Origin of the sequence: Streptomyces sp. NBC_00028, assembly GCF_045041065.1 — a bacterium.
In the GTDB taxonomy this organism is placed as follows: Bacteria; Actinomycetota; Actinomycetes; order Streptomycetales; family Streptomycetaceae; genus Streptomyces.
The window spans coordinates 1281469-1299679 of the sequence record NZ_CP108293.1 but is presented as its reverse complement, the minus strand read 5'-3'; the positions used below and the strand labels follow the sequence as shown (position 1 = coordinate 1299679).

Sequence of the window (18211 nt, the reverse complement as noted above, 5' to 3'; positions counted from 1 at the left end):
CGACCCCCATGTGCACGAGATGTGGACGCCCACGCATCAGGTCAACTGTCCCGGACCCTTGACTCATAACTCGCCAGTAGCGATCCTCGTCCCACAGATTGCGCCGGTCATGACAAAGACGCGTGGCCGCCGCCGACCGAGGGACGTGGGTCATGACCAAGCCTCGACGCCCGTACGGCAGACGCAAACACGTCACCGTCGTGTCGCTCCTCCTCCTCGCACTCGCCGTCATCCTCGGCCCCACCCCGAGCTCGGCGGCGAGCGACTGGTGGAACCCCACCGCACGGCCCGCCCCCGACTCGCAGATCAACGTCACCGGCGAGCCCTTCACCGGGACCAACTCCGCCGGTGAGGTACGCGGGTTCGTCGACGCCCACAACCACCTCTTCTCCAACGAGGCCTTCGGCGGCCGTCTCATCTGCGGCAAGGTGTTCTCCACGCAGGGCGTCGCCGACGCGCTCAAGGACTGTCCCGAGCACTACCCCGACGGCACCCTCGCGATCTTCGACTACATCACCCACGGCGGGGACGGCAAGCACGACCCGGTCGGCTGGCCGACGTTCAAGGACTGGCCGGCGTACGACTCGATGACGCACCAGGCCAACTACTACGCCTGGATCGAGCGCGCCTGGCGCGGCGGACAGCGGGTGCTCGTCAACGACCTCGTCACCAATGGTGTGATCTGCTCGGTCTACCCCTTCAAGGACCGCAGTTGTGACGAGATGACCTCGATCCGGCTGCAGGCGAAGCTGACGTACCAGCTCCAGGACTACATCGACGCGATGTACGGCGGCACCGGAAAGGGCTGGTTCCGTATCGTCACCGACACCGCCCAGGCCCGGCAGGTGATCAAGGAGGGCAAGCTCGCCGTCATCCTCGGCGTCGAGACCTCCGAGCCCTTCGGCTGCAAGCAGATCCTCGACATCCCGCAGTGCAGCAAGGCGGACATCGACAAGGGCCTCGACGAGCTCCATGACCTCGGTGTGCGCAGCATGTTCCTGTGCCACAAGTTCGACAACGCGCTGTGCGGCGTCCGCTTCGACGAGGGCGGGCTCGGAACCGCCATCAACGTCGGGCAGTTCCTGTCCACCGGCACCTTCTGGAAGACCGAGAAGTGCACCGGCCCCCAGCACGACAACCCCATCGGCACCGCCGCCTCCGCCGCGGAGGCCGATCTGCCCGCGGGCACCGAGGTGCCGACGTACGACGACGACGCGCAGTGCAACGTGCGCGGCCTCACCGACCTCGGTGAGTACGCCGTGAAGGGCATGATGCAGCGCAAGATGATGCTCGAGATCGACCACATGAGCGTCAAGGCCACCGGCCAGGCCCTCGACCTGTTCGAGGCCGCCGACTACCCCGGCGTGCTCTCCTCGCACAGCTGGATGGACCTCAACTGGACCGAACGCGTCTACTCCCTCGGCGGGTTCGTCGCCCAGTACATGCACGGCTCCGAGGGCTTCGTCGCCGAGGCCGCGCGCACCGACGCGCTGCGCGAGAAGTACGGCGTCGGCTACGGCTTCGGCACCGACTTCAACGGCGTCGGCGACCACCCCGGGCCGCGCGGCGCGAACACCTCCAACCCGGTGAAGTACCCGTTCAAGAGCGTCGACGGCGGCTCCGTCATCGACAGGCAGACGACCGGCCAACGCACCTTCGACTACAACACCGACGGCGGCGCCCATGTCGGCATGATCCCCGACTGGATCGAGGACATCCGGCAGGTCGGCGGACAGGACGTTGTCAACGACCTCTTCCGCGGCGCCGAGTCCTACCTCGACACCTGGGGTGCCACCGAGCAGCACCAGGCCGGCGTGAACCTCGCCAAGGGGCGGACCGCCACGGCCAGTTCCTCGGAGTCCAACCCGTTCACCAGCTACCAGCCGGGCCGTGGCGTCGACGGGGACGACGGCACCCGCTGGGCCAGCGACTGGAGCGACGACCAGTCGTGGCAGGTGGACCTGGGCGCCACCCACCTGGTCTCCCGCGTCACGCTCGACTGGGAGCGGGCGTACGGCAAGTCGTACCGCATCGAACTGTCCACCGACGGCACGAACTGGACGACCGCCTGGTCCACCACCTCCGGCGACGGCGGCCTGGACACGGCGAAGTTCACCGGGACGCCCGCCCGTTACGTCCGCGTCCACGGACTCGACCGCGGCACCGACTGGGGATACTCGCTGTACGAAGTCGGTGTCCACAGCGCCTGACACGACCACGGGGGACAGGGGACGCGCACATGGCACGCATGCCGTCGGCACAACGGCGTCGGCAGCTCACCGAGGCGGCGATCCGGGCGATGGCCCGGGACGGCGTGGCCCGGACCACGACCCGGTCCATCGCCGCCGAGGCGGGCGTCTCCCTGAGCGTCTTCCACTACTGCTTCGACTCCAAGCAGGAGCTGGTCGAGTCGGTCATCACGACCATCACGGACCACTACGTCGGCATAGTGCAGGAGGCCCTGAAACCCAGGGCCTCCCTGGAGGAGACGGTCCGGGCCGGCTTCCAGGCGTACTGGGACCATGTGCGCGCCCACCCCGACGAGCACATGCTCACCTACGAACTCACCCAGTACGCCCTGCGGCAGCCGGGGTTCGAGCATCTGGCGCGACGCCAGTACGCGCTCTACGGCGAGCTCTACACCGACATCATCGAGCAGCTGTCCACCACCATGGGCTTTCAACTCCGGGTCCCGGTACCAGCCTTGGCCCGCTATCTCGCTGCCATGACCGACGGACTGACCCTCAACTACCTGGTCCTCGGTGACGAGGACGCCTGGACCGACATCCTCGACACCGTCACCGCCCATATCGCCGGGCTGGTCTCCGCCTAGGCACGCAGCGGGTTCGTCCCGGTCGCCGCCAGCAGGTACCAGGCGGTCGCGCCCGTGTGCCGGTACGGGTAGTAGCCGAACCCGAAACCGGTGTCGAGCGGACTGCTCGCCGAGACGACGCCCGAGCCCGCAGCGACCGGGACGCCCCCCAACGTCTGGCCGCCTCCCAGCAGTTGCTGGGCCCGCTCGATGGAGGCGAGCAGGCTCCGGGCGCGCTTCTCGTCGCCGGCCGCACCGCGGTCGCGCAGGGCGAGGGCCAGATGGGCCGTGCCCTCGAACCACACGCCCTCGCGGTCCGGCTTGGGCTGGCCGGAGGCGATCGGGGCGTCCTCGTTCGCCAGCAGACTGGCGGAGCTGAAGGTCACCCCCGCGTACGACTGGTCCGCGGGCACCGTGCTGTTGGGGCGGTCGGCCGAGTCCAGGACGGCGAGTTCACGCGCGGCCCAGTCCAACGACCTCGAATACCGCGGTGTGTTGAGGGCCAGGTGCGTCCAGGTCTGGGTGTCCTCGGGGACCGGAGACCTGTTGACCGTCACACCGTCGTTGGTGCCGGTGTAGAAGAAGCCGCCGTCCGGCTCCCACATCCGGGCCACGAACTCCCGGGCCACCGCTCGCCGTTCCCACCACACCCGGTCCCCGGTGAGCCGCGCCAACTGCCCGAAGAGGCCGACCAGATCGGTGTTGTGCTCGGTCGAGGTGAACGGCAGCTTCGCGTTCGCCCCGTCGACCCCGAACTTGAAGCCGCCGAGCGGTTCGTCGGTCCGGCCGGCCCGGTCGATCCACTCGCCGATCCTGACCGCGCCCGCCAGGAACCGGCGCTGACCCGTGCGGCGGGCGAGCGCGGCCAGCGCGATCCCGGCCCAGGCCATGTCGCCCACGGCCGTGCCGGTGAAGCCGAACTGCCACCCCATGTTGGCCTTGCCGTCCGCCCGGACGAACCCGTCCGGCTGCCGGGTGCCGTCGTAGAAGGTGTACGGCCCCACGTTGTACGCCTGCCGCAGCCGGCCGTCGTCGTGGTCGGGGTCGTTGGCCTGCGCGTACAGGAGCGCGTCGCCGAGCACCGTGGCCCGCGACGTGCCCTCGCCCGTCCGGCCCGCGAGGAGTGCCAGGATCGTCAGTGCGTTGTCATAGGTGAACGCCGTGCTGAACAGGCCGGCTTGATCGGTGTAGCTCTGCGCCAGCCGGATCGTGCCCTGCTCCGGATAGGCGTCCATGGCGGCGGCGAGAAAGGCCTGCGCCTGGTGCCGGGCGGCGCCGGGGCTCCGTGGCGCCGCTCCCGCCGTGCCACCCCCGCCCACGGTGAGGGCAGCGGCACCCACACCGAGTCCGGTCCCGATGAGTGCGCGACGGCTGAGCGTGCCGGTCATGGGTCTCCTCGCGTTTTTGAGAGCGCTCTCAGATGATGCGCGCTCATTCTGCTGTCACCTCTCCCCTCGGTCAACGGATGTGCGCGGACAGCGAGTTGAAGCACACGAAAGCGGCCCCAGGAAAACCTGAGGCCGCTTCACGAGGAACGTGGATCAGACCGCCGTCGACGGGAACGTCGGGTACTCCACCCCGGAGACGTGCTGGACGACCCGGATCACCTGGCAGGAGTAGCCGAACTCGTTGTCGTACCAGAGGTAGAGGATCGCGTTGTCGCCGTCGACCTTCGTCGCGCCGGCGTCGACGATCGAGGCGTGGCGCGAGCCGACGAAGTCCATGGAGACGGCGTCGGGGGCGGTGGTGAAGTCGATCTGGCGCTTCAGCGGCGAGTTCAGCGAGACGTCGCGCAGGTAGCCGAGGACCTCCTCGCGGGTGGTCTCACGGCCCAGCCGCAGGCTGAGGATGGCGATCGAGACGTCCGGCACCGGGACCCGGATCGAGCTGCCGGTGATCGGGGCCTTGAGGTCGGGCAGCGCCTTGGCGACGGCCGAGGCGGCGCCCGTCTCCGTGATCACCATGTTGAGCGGCGCGGAGCGGCCACGGCGGTCGGCCTTGTGGTAGTTGTCCAGCAGGTTCTGGTCGTTGGTGAACGAGTGCACCGTCTCGACGTGGCCGCGCAGCACGCCGTACTCGTCGTCCATCGCCTTCAGCGGCGGCACGATCGCGTTGGTGGTGCAGGACGCGCAGGACAGGATCTGCTCGTCCGGCTTGACGGTGTCGTGGTTGACGCCGTGCACGATGTTCGGGACGTCACCCTTGCCGGGCGCCGTGAGGACGACCTTGTCGATGCCGGGGCGCAGGTGCTGCGAGAGGCCCTCGCGGTCGCGCCACTTGCCCGTGTTGTCGATGAGGATCGCGTTCTTGATGCCGTACGCCGTGTAGTCGACCTCGGAGGGGTCGTTCGCGTAGATCACCTTGATCGCGTTGCCGTTGGCGGTGATCGTGTCGGTCGCCTCGTCGACGGTGATCGTGCCCTGGAACTGGCCGTGGATCGAGTCGCGGCGCAGCAGCGAGGCGCGCTTCACGAGATCCTCGGAGGCCCGGCCGCCGCCCCCGCGCACCACGATGGCGCGCAGCCGCAGACCGTTGCCCGAGCCCGACTTCTCGATCAGCAGGCGGGCGACGAGGCGGCCGATGCGGCCGAAGCCGTACAGGACGACGTCGCGGCCCTCGCCGCGCTCGATCTTGTTGGCGCCGGTGGCACCGGCGACGGCCTCGGCGGTGAAGGCCTCGACCGTCAGACCGCGGTCGTCGGCGCGGTGGGTCGCAGCGAGCATGCCGATGTCGATCTGGGACGGGCCGAGGTCCAGGGTGGTGAGCGCCTGGAGGAACGGCAGCGTCTCGGTGACCGACAGCTCCTCGCCGGCGATCTGCCGGGCGAAACGGTGGGTCTTGAGGATGCTGACCACCGACTTGTTCACCAGGGAGCGGCTGTGCAGCAGGACGGTGACGTCCCGCTCGCGGTGCAGCTTCCCGATGATCGGGATCATCGACTCCGCGATCTCCTCACGGGTCTTCCAGTTGGTGAACGAGTCCTCGTTGACAGTCACAAGATCCATCTTTCGAGCTAGGCAGCGCTCATATGTTAACCACATCCACGTTTGACCCTTCGAACGGGGTGGGGTCGAAGCCCGCGCCCCGGCCGCCGGGGCCCACCTCCGCAGATCGAGGGGGCCGCGAGCGGCCGGCGGTTTCCTGGGACGGCATCGAGAAGAACCGGCCTTCCGCCCGTACCTGCCGTCACAGGGCCGCGCGCCCCGCCAGAGAACGCCACCGATCCAAGGGACGGACCTCATGAACGCAAGCGCATCCATCGGCGTCACCGGACTGGGCGTGATGGGCCGCAACCTGGCGCGGAACTTCGCCCGCCACGGGGCCACGGTCGCCGTCCACAACCGTTCGGCCGGGCGGACGCGCGCGCTGGTCGAGGAGTTCGGGCACGAGGGCACGTTCGTGGCGGCCGGGTCGGCCGAGGAGTTCGTCGCCGCCCTCGAACGACCCCGGAAGCTGATCATCATGGTGCAGGCGGGACCGGCCACCGACGCGGTCATCGAGGAGTTCGTGCCGCTCCTCGAACCCGGCGACATCGTCGTCGACGGCGGCAACGCCCACTTCGCCGACACCCGCCGCCGCGAGGCCGCGCTGCGCGAGCGTGGCCTGCACTTCGTCGGCACCGGCATCTCCGGCGGCGAGGAGGGCGCGCTGAACGGCCCGTCCGTGATGATCGGCGGGTCCACGGAGTCGTACGCCGTACTCGGCCCCCTCTTCGAGAACATCAGCGCACACGTCGACGGCGAGCCCTGCGCCGCCCATATCGGGACCGACGGCGCCGGGCACTTCGTGAAGATGGTCCACAACGGCATCGAGTACGCCGACATGCAGCTCATCGCCGAGGCCTACGACCTGCTGCGCCAGGTCGCCGGGTACACCCCGGCCGAGATCGCGGAGATCTTCCGCCGCTGGAACGAGGGGCGGCTCGGCTCCTACCTGATCGAGATCACCGCTGACGTCCTCGCCCACACCGACCAGGTGACCGGCGCGCCCTTCATCGACGTCGTGGCGGACGCCGCGGGCCAGAAGGGCACGGGCCGTTGGACGGTACAGACCGCCCTCGACCTCGCCTCCCCGGTCACCGCGGTGGCCCAGGCCACCTTCGCCCGCGCCGCCTCCGGACAGAGCGACCTGCGCGCCGCGTACCGCGGCCTCCCCGGCGGCACCACCCCGCCCCTCAGCCGCACCGAGGCCGAGCGCTTCACCTCCCAGGTGGAACACGCGCTGTACGCCTCCAAGGTCATCGCCTACGACCAGGGCTGGACGATGATCCAGGACGCGGCCGCCGAGTACGGCTGGAAGATCGACCTCGGCACCGTCGCCCGCATCTGGCGCGGCGGCTGCATCATCCGGGCCGCCTTCCTCGACCGCATCCGCGCCGCGTACGCCGCCGACCGGGACCTGGTCAGCCTGCTCGGCGAGATGGAGTTCGCCATGGAGATCACCGACGCGCAGGTCCCCTGGCGCGAGACGGTCGCCTCCGCCGCCCGCCGGGGCATCCCGGTCCCGGCCATCTCCGCCGCCCTCGCCCACTACGACACCCTGCGCGCCGAGCGGCTCCCCGCCGCGCTCCTCCAGGGCCAGCGCGACTACTTCGGCGCCCACACCTACGCCCGCGTGGACCGCCCCGGCACCTTCCACACCCACTGGTCCACCCCGGGCCGCCCGGAGACGCCGACGCCGTGAGATATGGCTTCCTGTTGAGGCCGGGCGGGGGCGGTGTGCGGCTGGGCCTGTGCCGGCCGCGTGCGCTTCACCGCGGGCCGCTGCGGGGCCACGCTCCGCCCACCGGCGCAGCGCCGAGCACCGCTCACCTCGTCAGCGCCGGCTGAGCCCGCGCTGACCACGCCGCCGGCCCGGTGCTGCGCCGCTCGCGCCGCCACTGGGTCGGTTTCACGCCGCCCATGTCCCGCCCGCGCCGCGCCGGGCGCCCAGCCTCACCTCGCCGTGCCCCGCCGCCCACCCGGCGGTCTCCACCTCCCCGCGCCGCCATCCGGCAGCCAGCGCCTGGCCCGCCCCCCCATCCGACGCCCTACTCGCCCCCGCCCCCGTCCGACGGCCCTCACCTCGCCCTCGCCGCCTCCGGCCGGTGCACCCCCCGTGGGCGGTAGCCCAGTTCCGCCGAGCGGCCCGTCAGGTCGGCGAGGTACCAGATGATCGCCAGCCACATCTCGGTGCCCTGGAGGCCCGGGGACGTGCCGGGGCCGAAGGCGAAGCCCTCGCCGGCCCGCCAGCGGGGGAGTGTGGCCGACAGCTGTCGCTCCGCCCAGGCGCGGATCTCGGCCGCACGGTACCCGTCGCCACCGGAACCCGCCCCCGACTGACGACCGCACAACCACAGCGGATGGGCGACGTCCAGCACGTTGCAGGCGTTCTCCTGCCCGGCGCCGAAGTACCGGACGTCCCGGGCGTGGTCCAGTACGGCGTCCACCACCCGTTCCGGATGCGGCACCGGCACCCCGTACTGGGCGAACGAGCCGCGCGTCAGCCGGTAGTAACCGTTGACGACCTGCAACCGCCCTTCCCGCACGGACGGTTCGCCCCACATGCCGGACCACGGATCCGCCCGCGTCAGCAACCAGCCGAACAGCGCCTCGACGGAGCCCGGCTCCGGACCGTCGTTCCAGTGGGCGGCAGTCGCCCACGCGTCGATCCAGGCGCCGGCCTCCCACGCCCCCGACCGCCATGGCAACGCCTCCAGCCGCGCCATGAGTTGACGTGCCGTCATGTCCCGTACCCCACGCACCGGATGAGGAAAGGAGGAGCCCAGCAGATCGAGCGCGTAGCCGACGGACAGGACGTGATAGAGCGCCGGGCCCTCTCCGACGAAGCCGTCCGTCTCCGCCACGGGGGCCGGATCGCCCCACTCCGGCACCAGACCGCTCACCGCGTCCTGCGCCGAGGCGAGCCGCTCGATGTGCGCGTCGGCGGTCAACTGCCCCGGCACGGCCCCCAGCAGCAGGTCGGCGATCTCCACGGCGTCGCAGTGCGCCCGTACGGTCGCCTGCGCACCGGGCCGGTCCACATACCGTTCACCCTCCCAGCACCGGGCGAGGATCTCGGCGGCCTGGGCCCGAGCCATATCGGCGAAACCCCGCAGAGGGAGCGGGTCCTTGTCGGCGCGCCCCCGCCCCGCCGCTCCCCGCCCGCCGTCCCGCCGATCCCGCAGCGCCCGCGCCGGATTCCCGGCCGCCACCGTCCACGGCGGCAGATCCCGCGTGACCACCGCTCCCGCGCCGATCACACAGTGGTCCCCGATGGTGACACCGTCCACCACGACCACGTGCGAGCCGATCCACACGTCGTCCCCGACGGTGATCCCCCGGCTGGTGAGCGGCTGGCGGAAGACCGGCCGGTCGGGGGCCATCAGATGGTTGAAGCCGAGCAGCGAGGTGTGCGCGCCGACGCGGACCCCAGCACCGAGGGCGACCGTGCCGCGCACGGTGGTGAACGGGTTCAGCGTGCAGTCGGCACCGGTCGTCAACTCCCCGGTCACATAGGCGTGCGCGGCGATGTACGAGTCGTCGCCGAGCCGCAGCCGGTCCGGGAACACCGCGGCGGACCCGGCGACGAAACACCGTTCGCCGATCTCGCGGTCCCCGCCGATCTCCGCCTGCCGCTCACGCTGCGCCGCCCGCTGCTCCTCGGACGCCTCCTCGGCGAACAGCCACGGACAGTGGTCGAAGTGCCGGTCTGACGGCTGGTGTGAGTGAGCCATGACCAGAACAGTAAGCGCTTGCAGCGGGGATGGGGGAGGGAGATCGCACGGCGACGCAACCGCAGCCCCCGCGGAACCCTCCTATCTGCTGAACCAACCGCAGACACAGGACGTTCACAGGGGGAGTGTGCCGTGCCAGAGCTGTCCCGCCGCCGGTTCATGGTCTACACGCTGGCGGCGTCCACACTGACCGTAGCGGCGCCGCTCGGCTGCGACGCCCCAGCGGCCGAGGGCGCGACCGCCGCCCGCTCCGACGTCGTGGTCACCGGCACGGACGACGAGATGCTGGTCCTGGAGGTCACCCGGGAGAACAAGGTCGTGGTCCGCCTGCCGCGCGTGGAGGTCGGCCAGGGCGTCACCACGGCCGTCGCCATGATGATCGCCGAGGAACTCGACGCCCGGCTCACCGACGTGAGCATCCCGTTGGCCGAGGCGCGGACCAGGGGCAACCAGTTCACCGGCGGCTCGAACTCGGTCAGTTCGCTGTACGGCCCCGCGCGCAACCTCGCCGCCACCGCCCGCGCCCGCCTGATCACCGCGGCCGCGCAGCGCTGGCACCTGCCGGCGCGCCTCCTGCGCACCCGGGACAGCATGGTCGTCGCCCCGGACGGCCGTACCGCCACCTTCGGCTCCCTGACCGAGAGCGCCGCCCGGGTCCGCAGACCCCGTGTGTCCAGCAAGCCCAAGCCGGCGTCCCGGCACCGCGTGATCGGACGGCCGACGACCCGTATCGACGCACGGGACATCGTCACCGGCCGGGTGCGCTACACCGGGGACCTGTCGGCGGCCGACGCGAAACCGACCGTGGTGGCCCGCCCGCCCACGCTCGGCGGCAAGGTCGCCTCGGTCGACGACCGTGCGGCCCGCGCCCTGCCCGGTGTGCTCGAAGTGGTCAGGGTTACCGGGGGAGTTGCGGTCGTCGCCGAGACCTTCCATCACGCCTTCGAGGCACGGGACGCCCTGAAGATCACCTGGACTCCCGGGCCGTTGGCGGAGCTGTCCGACACCGCCATCCGCTCGCGGCTGCGGGCCGCCGTCCCGGCGCTCGGCCGACCGCCGCGCGGATCGGCGCAGGTGGAGGGCCGGTTCGAGTTCGCGTTCGTCAGCCACGCCCCGATGGAGGTGCTGACCGCCGTCGCGGACGTACGGGCCCGTCGCGCCGAGATCTGGTTCTCCTCCCAGTCGCCCATGGACGCGCGGGAGGCCATCGCCTCGGCGGTCGGACTGCCCGCGTCCGCCGTACGCGTCCATGTGGTGCGCGGCGGCGGCTCGTTCGGGCGCCGGCTGAACCACGACGCGGCGATCGAGGCGGCGCTCATCTCGAAGAAGGCGCACCGCCCGGTGAAGCTGATGTGGAGCCGCGCCGACGACATCAGGCACGGCCGGATGCGCCCGGCCTTCCAGCACCACATACGGGCCAGCCACGCCGACGGCCGGGTCGTCGCCTTCGCCCACGCGACGGCGTCGGTGAGCGAGGCGTGGGACGGGGTCGCCGCCCAGGGCGGGATCGCCACGTCGGCCGTGGCGTCCCCCCTGCCCAGCGACAGCGGCCTCTACAACTTCGGGAAGCTGTCCGGTGACGGGGGCTCCGTCGAGCTGGCGATGCCGCTCGGCGCGTGGCGGTCCGTGGACTCCGGGACCGTGCGGGCGGCCGAGGAGATCATGGTCGACGAGACCGCCCGGGCGCTGGGACGGGATCCGGTGGCGTTCCGTCGTACGACACTGCGCGGCAAGTCCGTCAGGGCCGTGCTCGACAAGGTCGCCACCGCCGGACACTGGGGCCGCGCGCTGCCCGCGGGGCAGGCCCAGGGCGTCGCCGTGCACGAGGAGTACGGCTCCAGCGTGGCCTGTCTGGTCGAGATCGACGCGACCGACCCCGAGAACCCCCGGGTGACCAAGGTGGTGATGGCCGCCGACGTCGGTACGGCCGTCAACCCGCGCGGACTGGAGGCCCAGCTCATGGGCGCGGCGACGGACGGCATCTCCACGATCCTGCGGGCCGGCCTGCACATCGACCGGGGCGCCGTCCGCGAGAGCAGCTACGCCGACTTCCACTACGCCCGCCAACGCCACGCCCCCCTCCACTTCGAGGCCCACATCCTGCCCACGGGAGGGGAGCCGGGCGGTGCCGGTGAACTCGGCGTCCCGGCGGCGGCCGGAGCCGTCGCCAACGCCTACGCCCGCGCCACCGGCACCAAGCCCCGCCGCTTCCCGATCAACTTCTAGTGTCCGAGAGGCCTCTGATGCCCCGTCACTCCTTCGTCCTCAACGGGAAACCGGTCACCGTCGAGGCCCCCGACGACATGCCCCTGCTGTGGGTGCTGCGCGACCTGCTGGACGTCACCGGCCCCAAGTACGGCTGCGGTGTCGGTGTCTGCCGTGCCTGTACGAGCCATCTCGACGGCGCCGAGATACAGCCGTGCGTGGTCCCCGTCGCCGACTGCGCGGGCCACGAGGTCACCACCATCGAGGGCCTGGCCGACGGCGACACCCTGCATCCGGTGCAGCAGGCCTGGATCGACTGCGACGTGTCGCAGTGCGGCTTCTGCCAGCCGGGTCAGATCATGGCCGCCGCGGCCCTGCTGAAGAAGACCGCCGAGCCGACGGACGCGGACATCGACAGGATCGAGAACGTCTGCCGCTGCGGGACGTACGCCCGGATCCGTGAGGCGATCAAGAAGGCGGCGACCACCGGAACCTGACGTGTCTGGGTAAGGTCCACTCAGCCTCACGTGGACAGGTAGGTCGCTGATGACGGATGCCCGGGATTCCCTCGACAACAGACCCAGACAGCTCCAGGTGGAGACACACGGCCTCGACGTGATCGGCGACGCCGAGCGCAAAGGCACCCCGCGGACCCTGTTCTGGCCGTGGTTCGGCGCCAACGTCTCGATTCTGGGCCTGAGTTACGGCGCCTTCGCCCTCGGCTTCGGCATCTCCTTCTGGCAGGCGCTGACCGCCGGGGTCGTCGGCATCGTCTTCTCGTTCCTGCTGTGCGGCTTCGTCGCCGTTGCGGGCAAGCGCGGCTCGGCCCCGACGATGGTCCTCAGCCGTGCCGCGTACGGCCTGCGCGGCAACCGGCTGCCGTCGGCGATCTCCTGGGTGCTCACCGTCGGCTGGGAGACCGTGCTCTGCGCCCTCGCCACCATGGCCACCGCGACCGTCTTCGGCCGCCTCGGCTGGGGCGGCGGCACCGGGACCCAGGTGGTCGCGCTCATCGTCGTCGCCGGGCTCACCGTCGTCGGCGGTGTCATGGGCTTCGACCTGATCATGCGGCTGCAGACCGTGATCACCGTGGTCACGGGCGTGCTCACCCTCGTCTACGTCGGCCTGGTCGCCGACCACATCCACTGGAGCACCGTCAGCGACATCCCGGCGGGCTCCGCGCAGGAGTTCATCGGCGCCCTGGTCTTCATGATGACCGGGTTCGGCCTCGGCTGGGTGAACGCCGCCGCGGACTACTCGCGCTATCTGCCGCGCACCTCCTCCAGCCGTGGCGTGATCGGCTGGACGACCTTCGGGGCGTCGGTCGCACCGCTGCTGCTCCTCGTCTTCGGCCTGCTGCTGGCCGGTTCCTCGGCCACGCTCAACGCGGCCGTCGCCGCCGACCCCATCGGTGCCCTCACGACCATCCTGCCGACCTGGTTCCTGGTCCCGTTCGCCGTGGTCGCCGTGCTCGGGCTGGTCGGCGGCGCGGTCCTGGACATCTACTCCTCCGGCCTGGCCCTCCTCTCGGCCGGCATCAGGATCCCCCGCTATCTGGCCGCGCTGGTCGACGGCGTGCTGATGATCGCGGGCGCCGTCTACATCGTCTTCTTCGCCGACGACTTCCTCGGCCAGTTCATGGGCTTCCTCACCACGCTCGGCGTCCCGATCGCCGCCTGGTGCGGCATCATGCTCGCCGACCTGCTCCTGCGCCGCCGCGACTACGACGAGGACGACCTCTACCGCCCCGAGGGCCGCTACGGCGACGTCCCCCTGACCCCGCTGCTCCTGACCCTCGCCGCCACCGCGCTCGGCTGGGGCCTGGTCACCAACGCGGCCGCGAGCTGGCTGGCATGGCAGGGCTATCTGCTCGACCCGCTGGGCCTCGGCGGCAAGTCGGGGGCGTGGGCGTACGCCAACCTCGGTGTTCTGGCGGCACTGGCGCTCGGTTTCCTCGGCACGCTCACGCTGCGCCGAGGACGGGTGCGTGAGCAGGAGTCACAGGTGGATGCCGTATGACGACGGGCCACCTCGCGGTCATCGACATGCAGCGGGTCTTCGCCGACCCCGACAGCCCCTGGGCCACCCCGCGTTTCGCGGCGGCCGCGGAGGGCGTACGACGTCTGCTGCCGGCCTTCGGCGACCAGGTCACGTTCACCCGCTTCGTGGCCCCCGAGCAGCCGACCGGCGCCTGGCGCGCGTATTACGAGCGCTGGCCTTTCGCCCTGCAACCGCCGCAAGCGCCCCTCTGGCACCTCACGGACGACTTCGCCGGCACCCGGCACCACGTCCTGGACGCCCCGACGTTCGGCAAGTGGACACCCGAACTCGCCGAGCGCGTGGCCCCCGCGGCGCGCCTGTTCCTCGCCGGCGTCAGCACCGACTGCTGCGTCCTGTCCACGGCGCTCCCGGCGGCGGACGCGGGGATCGAGGTGGTCGTGGTCGCCGACGCCTGTGCGGGCGCGGATGACGACTCGCACGCCAAGGCGCTGCGACTGCTGGACCTCTACCGGCCGTTGATCCGGGTGAGCACGGTCGCGGAGGTGCTGGGGGACAGGAACGGTCTCCTGTGAGACTGGCCGGGTGACCGAACCCAGAGCTGTTGTGTCCGCCGACGAGATGCATGCCTATCTCATCGACCAGTTGAACCACGCCCTGAACTACCCCGGGATGTTCGGCGGTGAGTCCGCGATCCTGATGTTGATCGAACACCTCCTGTTCATGGAGGGACAGCCCGGGGCCCGGTGGGACGTGGTGATCCAACCGCTCCGGGAACGGGGCGCGTTCAGCGCCATCGGGGTCAAGGGCGTGTTCCGTGAGCTGATCAGGGGCAGCCACGACCACGACATCGGACCGGTGCACGCCGAGTTCGCCCACCGGCGTGGCTGGCTCAGGCCGGACCGGCTCCTCGACCCCCGTGCCCACCAGGAGCTGATGGACCGCGCTCCCGAGTGGGCGGCCGAGGACCGGTACTGGCCCGACGTCGTCGCCGAGTTCGGCGAACCCTCGATCCTGTTCGGCGGGGCCAACCCCAAGTACGGCAAGACCCTCGCCTACGTCAGTGAGGACCCCGAGCACCCGATCGTCTTCTTCCACCTCTGGAACGGAGACCTGGACGAGGCGTCCCCCACGTGGAACCCGTCGTACGAGCAACCGGTGCTGTGGGCCGTCCGGTTGGGCGACCGGCCCTTCCAGGAGTCCTTCACCTTCACCCCGGCCGGGCGGCGACTCCGTCCCTAGGCACGGCCCAGTGATCTTCCTGTGCAGAACCCTTTACGTGACTGTCATGTCCCTGTAGCTTCCCGAGCGTCGCAAGAACTTTCAGGAACTTGCCGGTGCTTCTTGCGGGGCGGAGGCGAACCGGCGGTTCCCGACCCGTATGGGAGTCGCCATGAGATCTGCACCCCCACGTCTGCCACGACGCCCCCTGGTGGCGTTCGTGGCGGCGTCCGGGCTGCTCGGACTGCTGTCCGCCGTACCGGACCCGGGCACGTCGATCCCCTTGCAAACCGTTGCAGACAGCTCAAGCACGGCGACCGTCTTCTACTACACCAAGACAAAGAACTGGTCGTCGACCTATCTGCACTACGCCCCGGACAGCGGCTCCTGGACGACCGTTCCCGGTGTGCAGATGGAGAGCGCCTGCACGGACTGGGTGAAGAAGACCGTCGACCTCGGCTCCGCGGCCGGCCTCCAGGCCACCTTCAACAACGGCAGCGGCACCTGGGACAACAACGGCGGCAACAACTACGCGCTGGGCACCGGCACCATCACCGTCAAGGACGGCGTCATAGCCCACAGCGACCCCTGCGCCGACACCGGCACGGGCAGCGGCAACCAGGCCACCGTCTACTACTCCACCGCCACCTCGGGCTGGACCACCGCCAACATCCACTACGCGCCGAGCGGCGGATCGTGGACGGCCGTCCCCGGCCTCGGCATGGAGTCCGCCTGCACCGGCTGGTGGAAGAAGACCCTCGACATCGGCACCGCCACCTCCCTGAAGGCGGCGTTCAACAACGGCAACGGTGTCTGGGACAACAACAACAGCTCCGACTACACGATCCCGACCGGCACCACGACCGTGAAGGACAGGACGGTCACCACCGGCGCCGCGAACCCGTGCGCCACCGAGGCCCCCGACATCGACGCCCCCACCGCGCCCACCAAGGTCACCGCGAGCGCCACCGACACCTCCATCGTGGTGAGTTGGGAAGCCGCCACCGACAACAAGGCAGTGACGAAGTATCAGGTCACCCGCACCGGCGGCTCCAAGGGCACAGTCGTCACGGACGTCGGCTCAACCGTGTACTCCGACACGGGACTTGAGGAGAAGACCGCCTACACCTACACCGTGAAGGCGGTTGACGCGGCCGGCAACACCTCGCCCGCCTCCGCCGGGGCGACGGCGACCACCGGCACCGCGGCCCCCGCCCCGGCCGCCGGCACCCCGCTGGGCACCGACCCCCGCAAGGACCCCATCTACTTCGTCCTCACCGCCCGCTTCTACGACGGCGACAGCTCCAACAACCGCGGCGGCAGCCAGCACACCAAGTCCGGCAACGCGGCCAACAACGACCCCATGTTCCGGGGCGACTTCAAGGGCCTGGTGAACAAGCTCGACTACATCAAGGCGCTCGGCTTCTCCGCGGTCTGGATCACCCCGGTCGTCCTCAACCGCTCGGACTACGACTACCACGGCTACCACGGCTACGACTTCTACAAGGTCGACCCGCGCCTGGAGTCGGCCGGCGCCACCTACCAGGACCTGATCAACGCCGCCCACGCCAAGGGCATGAAGATCTACCAGGACGTCGTCTACAACCACAGCTCACGCTGGGGCGCCAAGGGCCTGTACACGCCCACCGTGTACGGCGTTCGGGACGCGCAGTGGAGCTGGTACTACGACGAGAAGAACGAGGGCTTCGAGTACGACGGCCTGACCGTCGAGACCAAGTCCGGGAAGTCGTACTACAACGGCGACCTGTGGTCGACCGCCGAACCCTCCGGCAACACCTGCGTCAACTGGGGCAAGCCCACCGGCGGCAAGAGCGCCGAGGGCTACACCCTGTACAACTGCCAGTGGCCGAGCCCCACTTCGGGCATGTTCCCGAAGGCGTACTACCACCAGTGCTGGATCGGCAACTGGGAGGGCGAGGACTCCCGTTCCTGCTGGCTGCACGAGGACCTCGCCGACTTCAACACCGAGTCGACGCCCGTGCAGAACTATCTGATCGGCGCCTACGACAAGTACATCGACATGGGCGTGGACGGCTTCCGCATCGACACCGCCGTCCACATCCCGCGCGTCACCTGGAACCGTCGCTTCCTGCCCGCGATCTACGACCGCGTCACCCAGAAGTTCGGCACGACCGCCGCCCAGAACTTCTATGTCTTCGGTGAGGTCGGCGCCTTCGTCAACGACAAGTGGAACCGCGGCTCGGTGAACCACTCCGCGCAGTTCTTCACCTGGAAGGAACGCAAGGAGTACAGCGCCGACGACGAGACGGCCGCGATCGAGCAGTTCACCTACGAGAACAACCTCGGCACCGGCAACCAGCCGACGTCGACCAACGCCTTCCTGAACGGCAACACGTACCACACCCCGGATCACAGCCAGTTCAGCGGCATGAACATCATCGACATGCGCATGCACATGAACTTCGGTGACGCGCAGAACGCCTACAGCAACGGAAAGGACTCCGACGACAGCGTCAACGACGCCACGTACAACGTGGTCTACGTCGACAGCCACGACTACGGCCCCAACAAGTCGAGCACCCGCTACAGCGGCGGCACCGACGCCTGGGCCGAGAACATGTCCCTGATGTGGACCTTCCGCGGCATCCCGACCCTGTACTACGGCTCGGAGATCGAGTTCCAGAAGGGCAAGCAGATCGACTGCGGGCCCACCTGTCCGCTGGCGTCCACGGGCCGGGCGTACTACGGCGACAACCTCGAAGGCACCGTCACCGCCTCGGAGTTCGGCAAGGCGGACTCCGCGAGCGGCCAGGTCGCCACCACTCTGTCCCAGCCGCTCGTCAAGCACCTCCAGCGGCTGAACCAGATCCGCCGGGCGGTGCCGGCCCTCCAGATGGGCCAGTACTCCACCGACGGCATCAGCGGTTCGATGGCCTTCAAGCGCCGCTACACCAGTGGGAGCACGGACAGCTTCGCGCTCGTCACCGTCACCGGCGACGCGACCTACACCGGCATCCCGAACGGCACGTACAAGGACGCCGTCACCGGTGATACCAAGACCGTCACCAACGGCACTCTCTCCGTGTCGGCGCCGGGCAAGGGCAACCTGCGGGTGTACGTGCTGGGCGGTCCCGGAAAGATCGGAACGGACGGTCCGTATCTGAAGTAGTGCCGATTCCCCGAGGTGCGGGGGAATGCCGTCGTCCGCATCGGGTACGCGAGCAGGACGCGCCCGGGGCCGAGCGCCCCGGGCGTGCCGTACGACCACCGCTACCAGG

General features: G+C 70.1%; 12 protein-coding genes. 9 read left to right on the top strand and 3 right to left on the bottom strand.

From position 1 onward, the window contains the following. Positions 1-152: 152 nt before the first annotated feature. Both OG885_RS05775 and OG885_RS05770 read left to right on the top strand, forming a co-directional pair. Positions 153-2210: a discoidin domain-containing protein gene (locus OG885_RS05775; protein ID WP_405727011.1), complete on the top strand. Its 2058-nt coding sequence runs from the start codon at positions 153-155 to the stop codon at positions 2208-2210. Positions 2211-2239: 29 nt separating this feature from the next. Next, entirely contained in the window at positions 2240-2833 is a 594-nt protein-coding gene (locus OG885_RS05770) for a TetR/AcrR family transcriptional regulator (RefSeq protein ID WP_405727008.1), read from the top strand. On the opposite strand, the gene OG885_RS05765 is transcribed toward OG885_RS05770, so the two are convergent. Then, positions 2830-4200, bottom strand: coding sequence for a Tat pathway signal sequence domain protein (locus OG885_RS05765; protein ID WP_405727005.1), 1371 nt, complete (start codon positions 4198-4200; stop codon positions 2830-2832). The two genes, OG885_RS05770 and OG885_RS05765, sit on opposite strands and share 4 nt — an antisense overlap. A gap of 153 nt (positions 4201-4353) precedes the next feature. Then, complete coding sequence (locus OG885_RS05760; RefSeq protein ID WP_405742593.1) at positions 4354-5808, bottom strand: glyceraldehyde-3-phosphate dehydrogenase; 1455 nt, start codon at positions 5806-5808, stop codon at positions 4354-4356. A 244-nt stretch (positions 5809-6052) separates the two neighbouring features. On the opposite strand from OG885_RS05760, the gene gndA reads away from it, so the two are divergent. After that, on the top strand, positions 6053-7495 hold the full coding sequence (gene gndA / locus OG885_RS05755; RefSeq protein WP_405727002.1) for an NADP-dependent phosphogluconate dehydrogenase: 1443 nt from the start codon (positions 6053-6055) through the stop codon (positions 7493-7495). 376 nt (positions 7496-7871) lie between these two features. Here the strand turns inward: gndA and OG885_RS05750 are convergent, their stop codons facing one another. Next, on the bottom strand, positions 7872-9527 hold the full coding sequence (locus OG885_RS05750) for an acyltransferase (RefSeq protein WP_405726999.1): 1656 nt from the start codon (positions 9525-9527) through the stop codon (positions 7872-7874). Between the two features lie 159 nt (positions 9528-9686). Between OG885_RS05750 and OG885_RS05745 the strand changes: the two genes are divergently transcribed. The 6 genes from OG885_RS05745 to OG885_RS05720 all read left to right on the top strand — a co-directional run bounded on the left by OG885_RS05745 (position 9687) and on the right by OG885_RS05720 (position 18102). Continuing rightward, positions 9687-11753: a molybdopterin cofactor-binding domain-containing protein gene (locus OG885_RS05745; protein ID WP_405742591.1), complete on the top strand. Its 2067-nt coding sequence runs from the start codon at positions 9687-9689 to the stop codon at positions 11751-11753. Between the two features lie 17 nt (positions 11754-11770). Further along, on the top strand, positions 11771-12229 hold the full coding sequence (locus OG885_RS05740) for a (2Fe-2S)-binding protein (RefSeq protein WP_405726996.1): 459 nt from the start codon (positions 11771-11773) through the stop codon (positions 12227-12229). Between the two features lie 49 nt (positions 12230-12278). After that, complete coding sequence (locus tag OG885_RS05735; RefSeq protein WP_405726993.1) at positions 12279-13751, top strand: purine-cytosine permease family protein; 1473 nt, start codon at positions 12279-12281, stop codon at positions 13749-13751. Further along, entirely contained in the window at positions 13748-14305 is a 558-nt protein-coding gene (locus OG885_RS05730) for a cysteine hydrolase family protein (RefSeq protein ID WP_405726990.1), read from the top strand. The genes OG885_RS05735 and OG885_RS05730 overlap by 4 nt, the downstream gene beginning before the upstream one ends. A 10-nt stretch (positions 14306-14315) precedes the next feature. Then, positions 14316-14972 (top strand): hypothetical protein, encoded by a 657-nt coding sequence (locus OG885_RS05725; protein WP_405726987.1) that lies wholly within the window; start codon positions 14316-14318, stop codon positions 14970-14972. Between the two features lie 151 nt (positions 14973-15123). After that, entirely contained in the window at positions 15124-18102 is a 2979-nt protein-coding gene (locus OG885_RS05720) for a carbohydrate binding domain-containing protein (RefSeq protein WP_405726984.1), read from the top strand. Positions 18103-18211: the final 109 nt, after the last annotated feature.

What these genes read in the sequence shown, in the direction of transcription:
- OG885_RS05775 (WP_405727011.1), top strand. Translation starts at nt 153, where the DNA reads ATGACCAAGCCTCGACGCCCGTACGGCAGACGCAAACACGTCACCGTC.
- OG885_RS05770 (WP_405727008.1), top strand. Translation starts at nt 2,240, where the DNA reads ATGGCACGCATGCCGTCGGCACAACGGCGTCGGCAGCTCACCGAGGCG.
- OG885_RS05720 (WP_405726984.1), top strand. Translation starts at nt 15,124, where the DNA reads ATGAGATCTGCACCCCCACGTCTGCCACGACGCCCCCTGGTGGCGTTC.
- OG885_RS05750 (WP_405726999.1), bottom strand. Translation starts at nt 9,527, where the DNA reads ATGGCTCACTCACACCAGCCGTCAGACCGGCACTTCGACCACTGTCCG.
- OG885_RS05740 (WP_405726996.1), top strand. Translation starts at nt 11,771, where the DNA reads ATGCCCCGTCACTCCTTCGTCCTCAACGGGAAACCGGTCACCGTCGAG.
- OG885_RS05735 (WP_405726993.1), top strand. Translation starts at nt 12,279, where the DNA reads ATGACGGATGCCCGGGATTCCCTCGACAACAGACCCAGACAGCTCCAG.
- OG885_RS05730 (WP_405726990.1), top strand. Translation starts at nt 13,748, where the DNA reads ATGACGACGGGCCACCTCGCGGTCATCGACATGCAGCGGGTCTTCGCC.
- gndA (WP_405727002.1), top strand. Translation starts at nt 6,053, where the DNA reads ATGAACGCAAGCGCATCCATCGGCGTCACCGGACTGGGCGTGATGGGC.
- OG885_RS05765 (WP_405727005.1), bottom strand. Translation starts at nt 4,200, where the DNA reads ATGACCGGCACGCTCAGCCGTCGCGCACTCATCGGGACCGGACTCGGT.
- OG885_RS05745 (WP_405742591.1), top strand. Translation starts at nt 9,687, where the DNA reads ATGGTCTACACGCTGGCGGCGTCCACACTGACCGTAGCGGCGCCGCTC.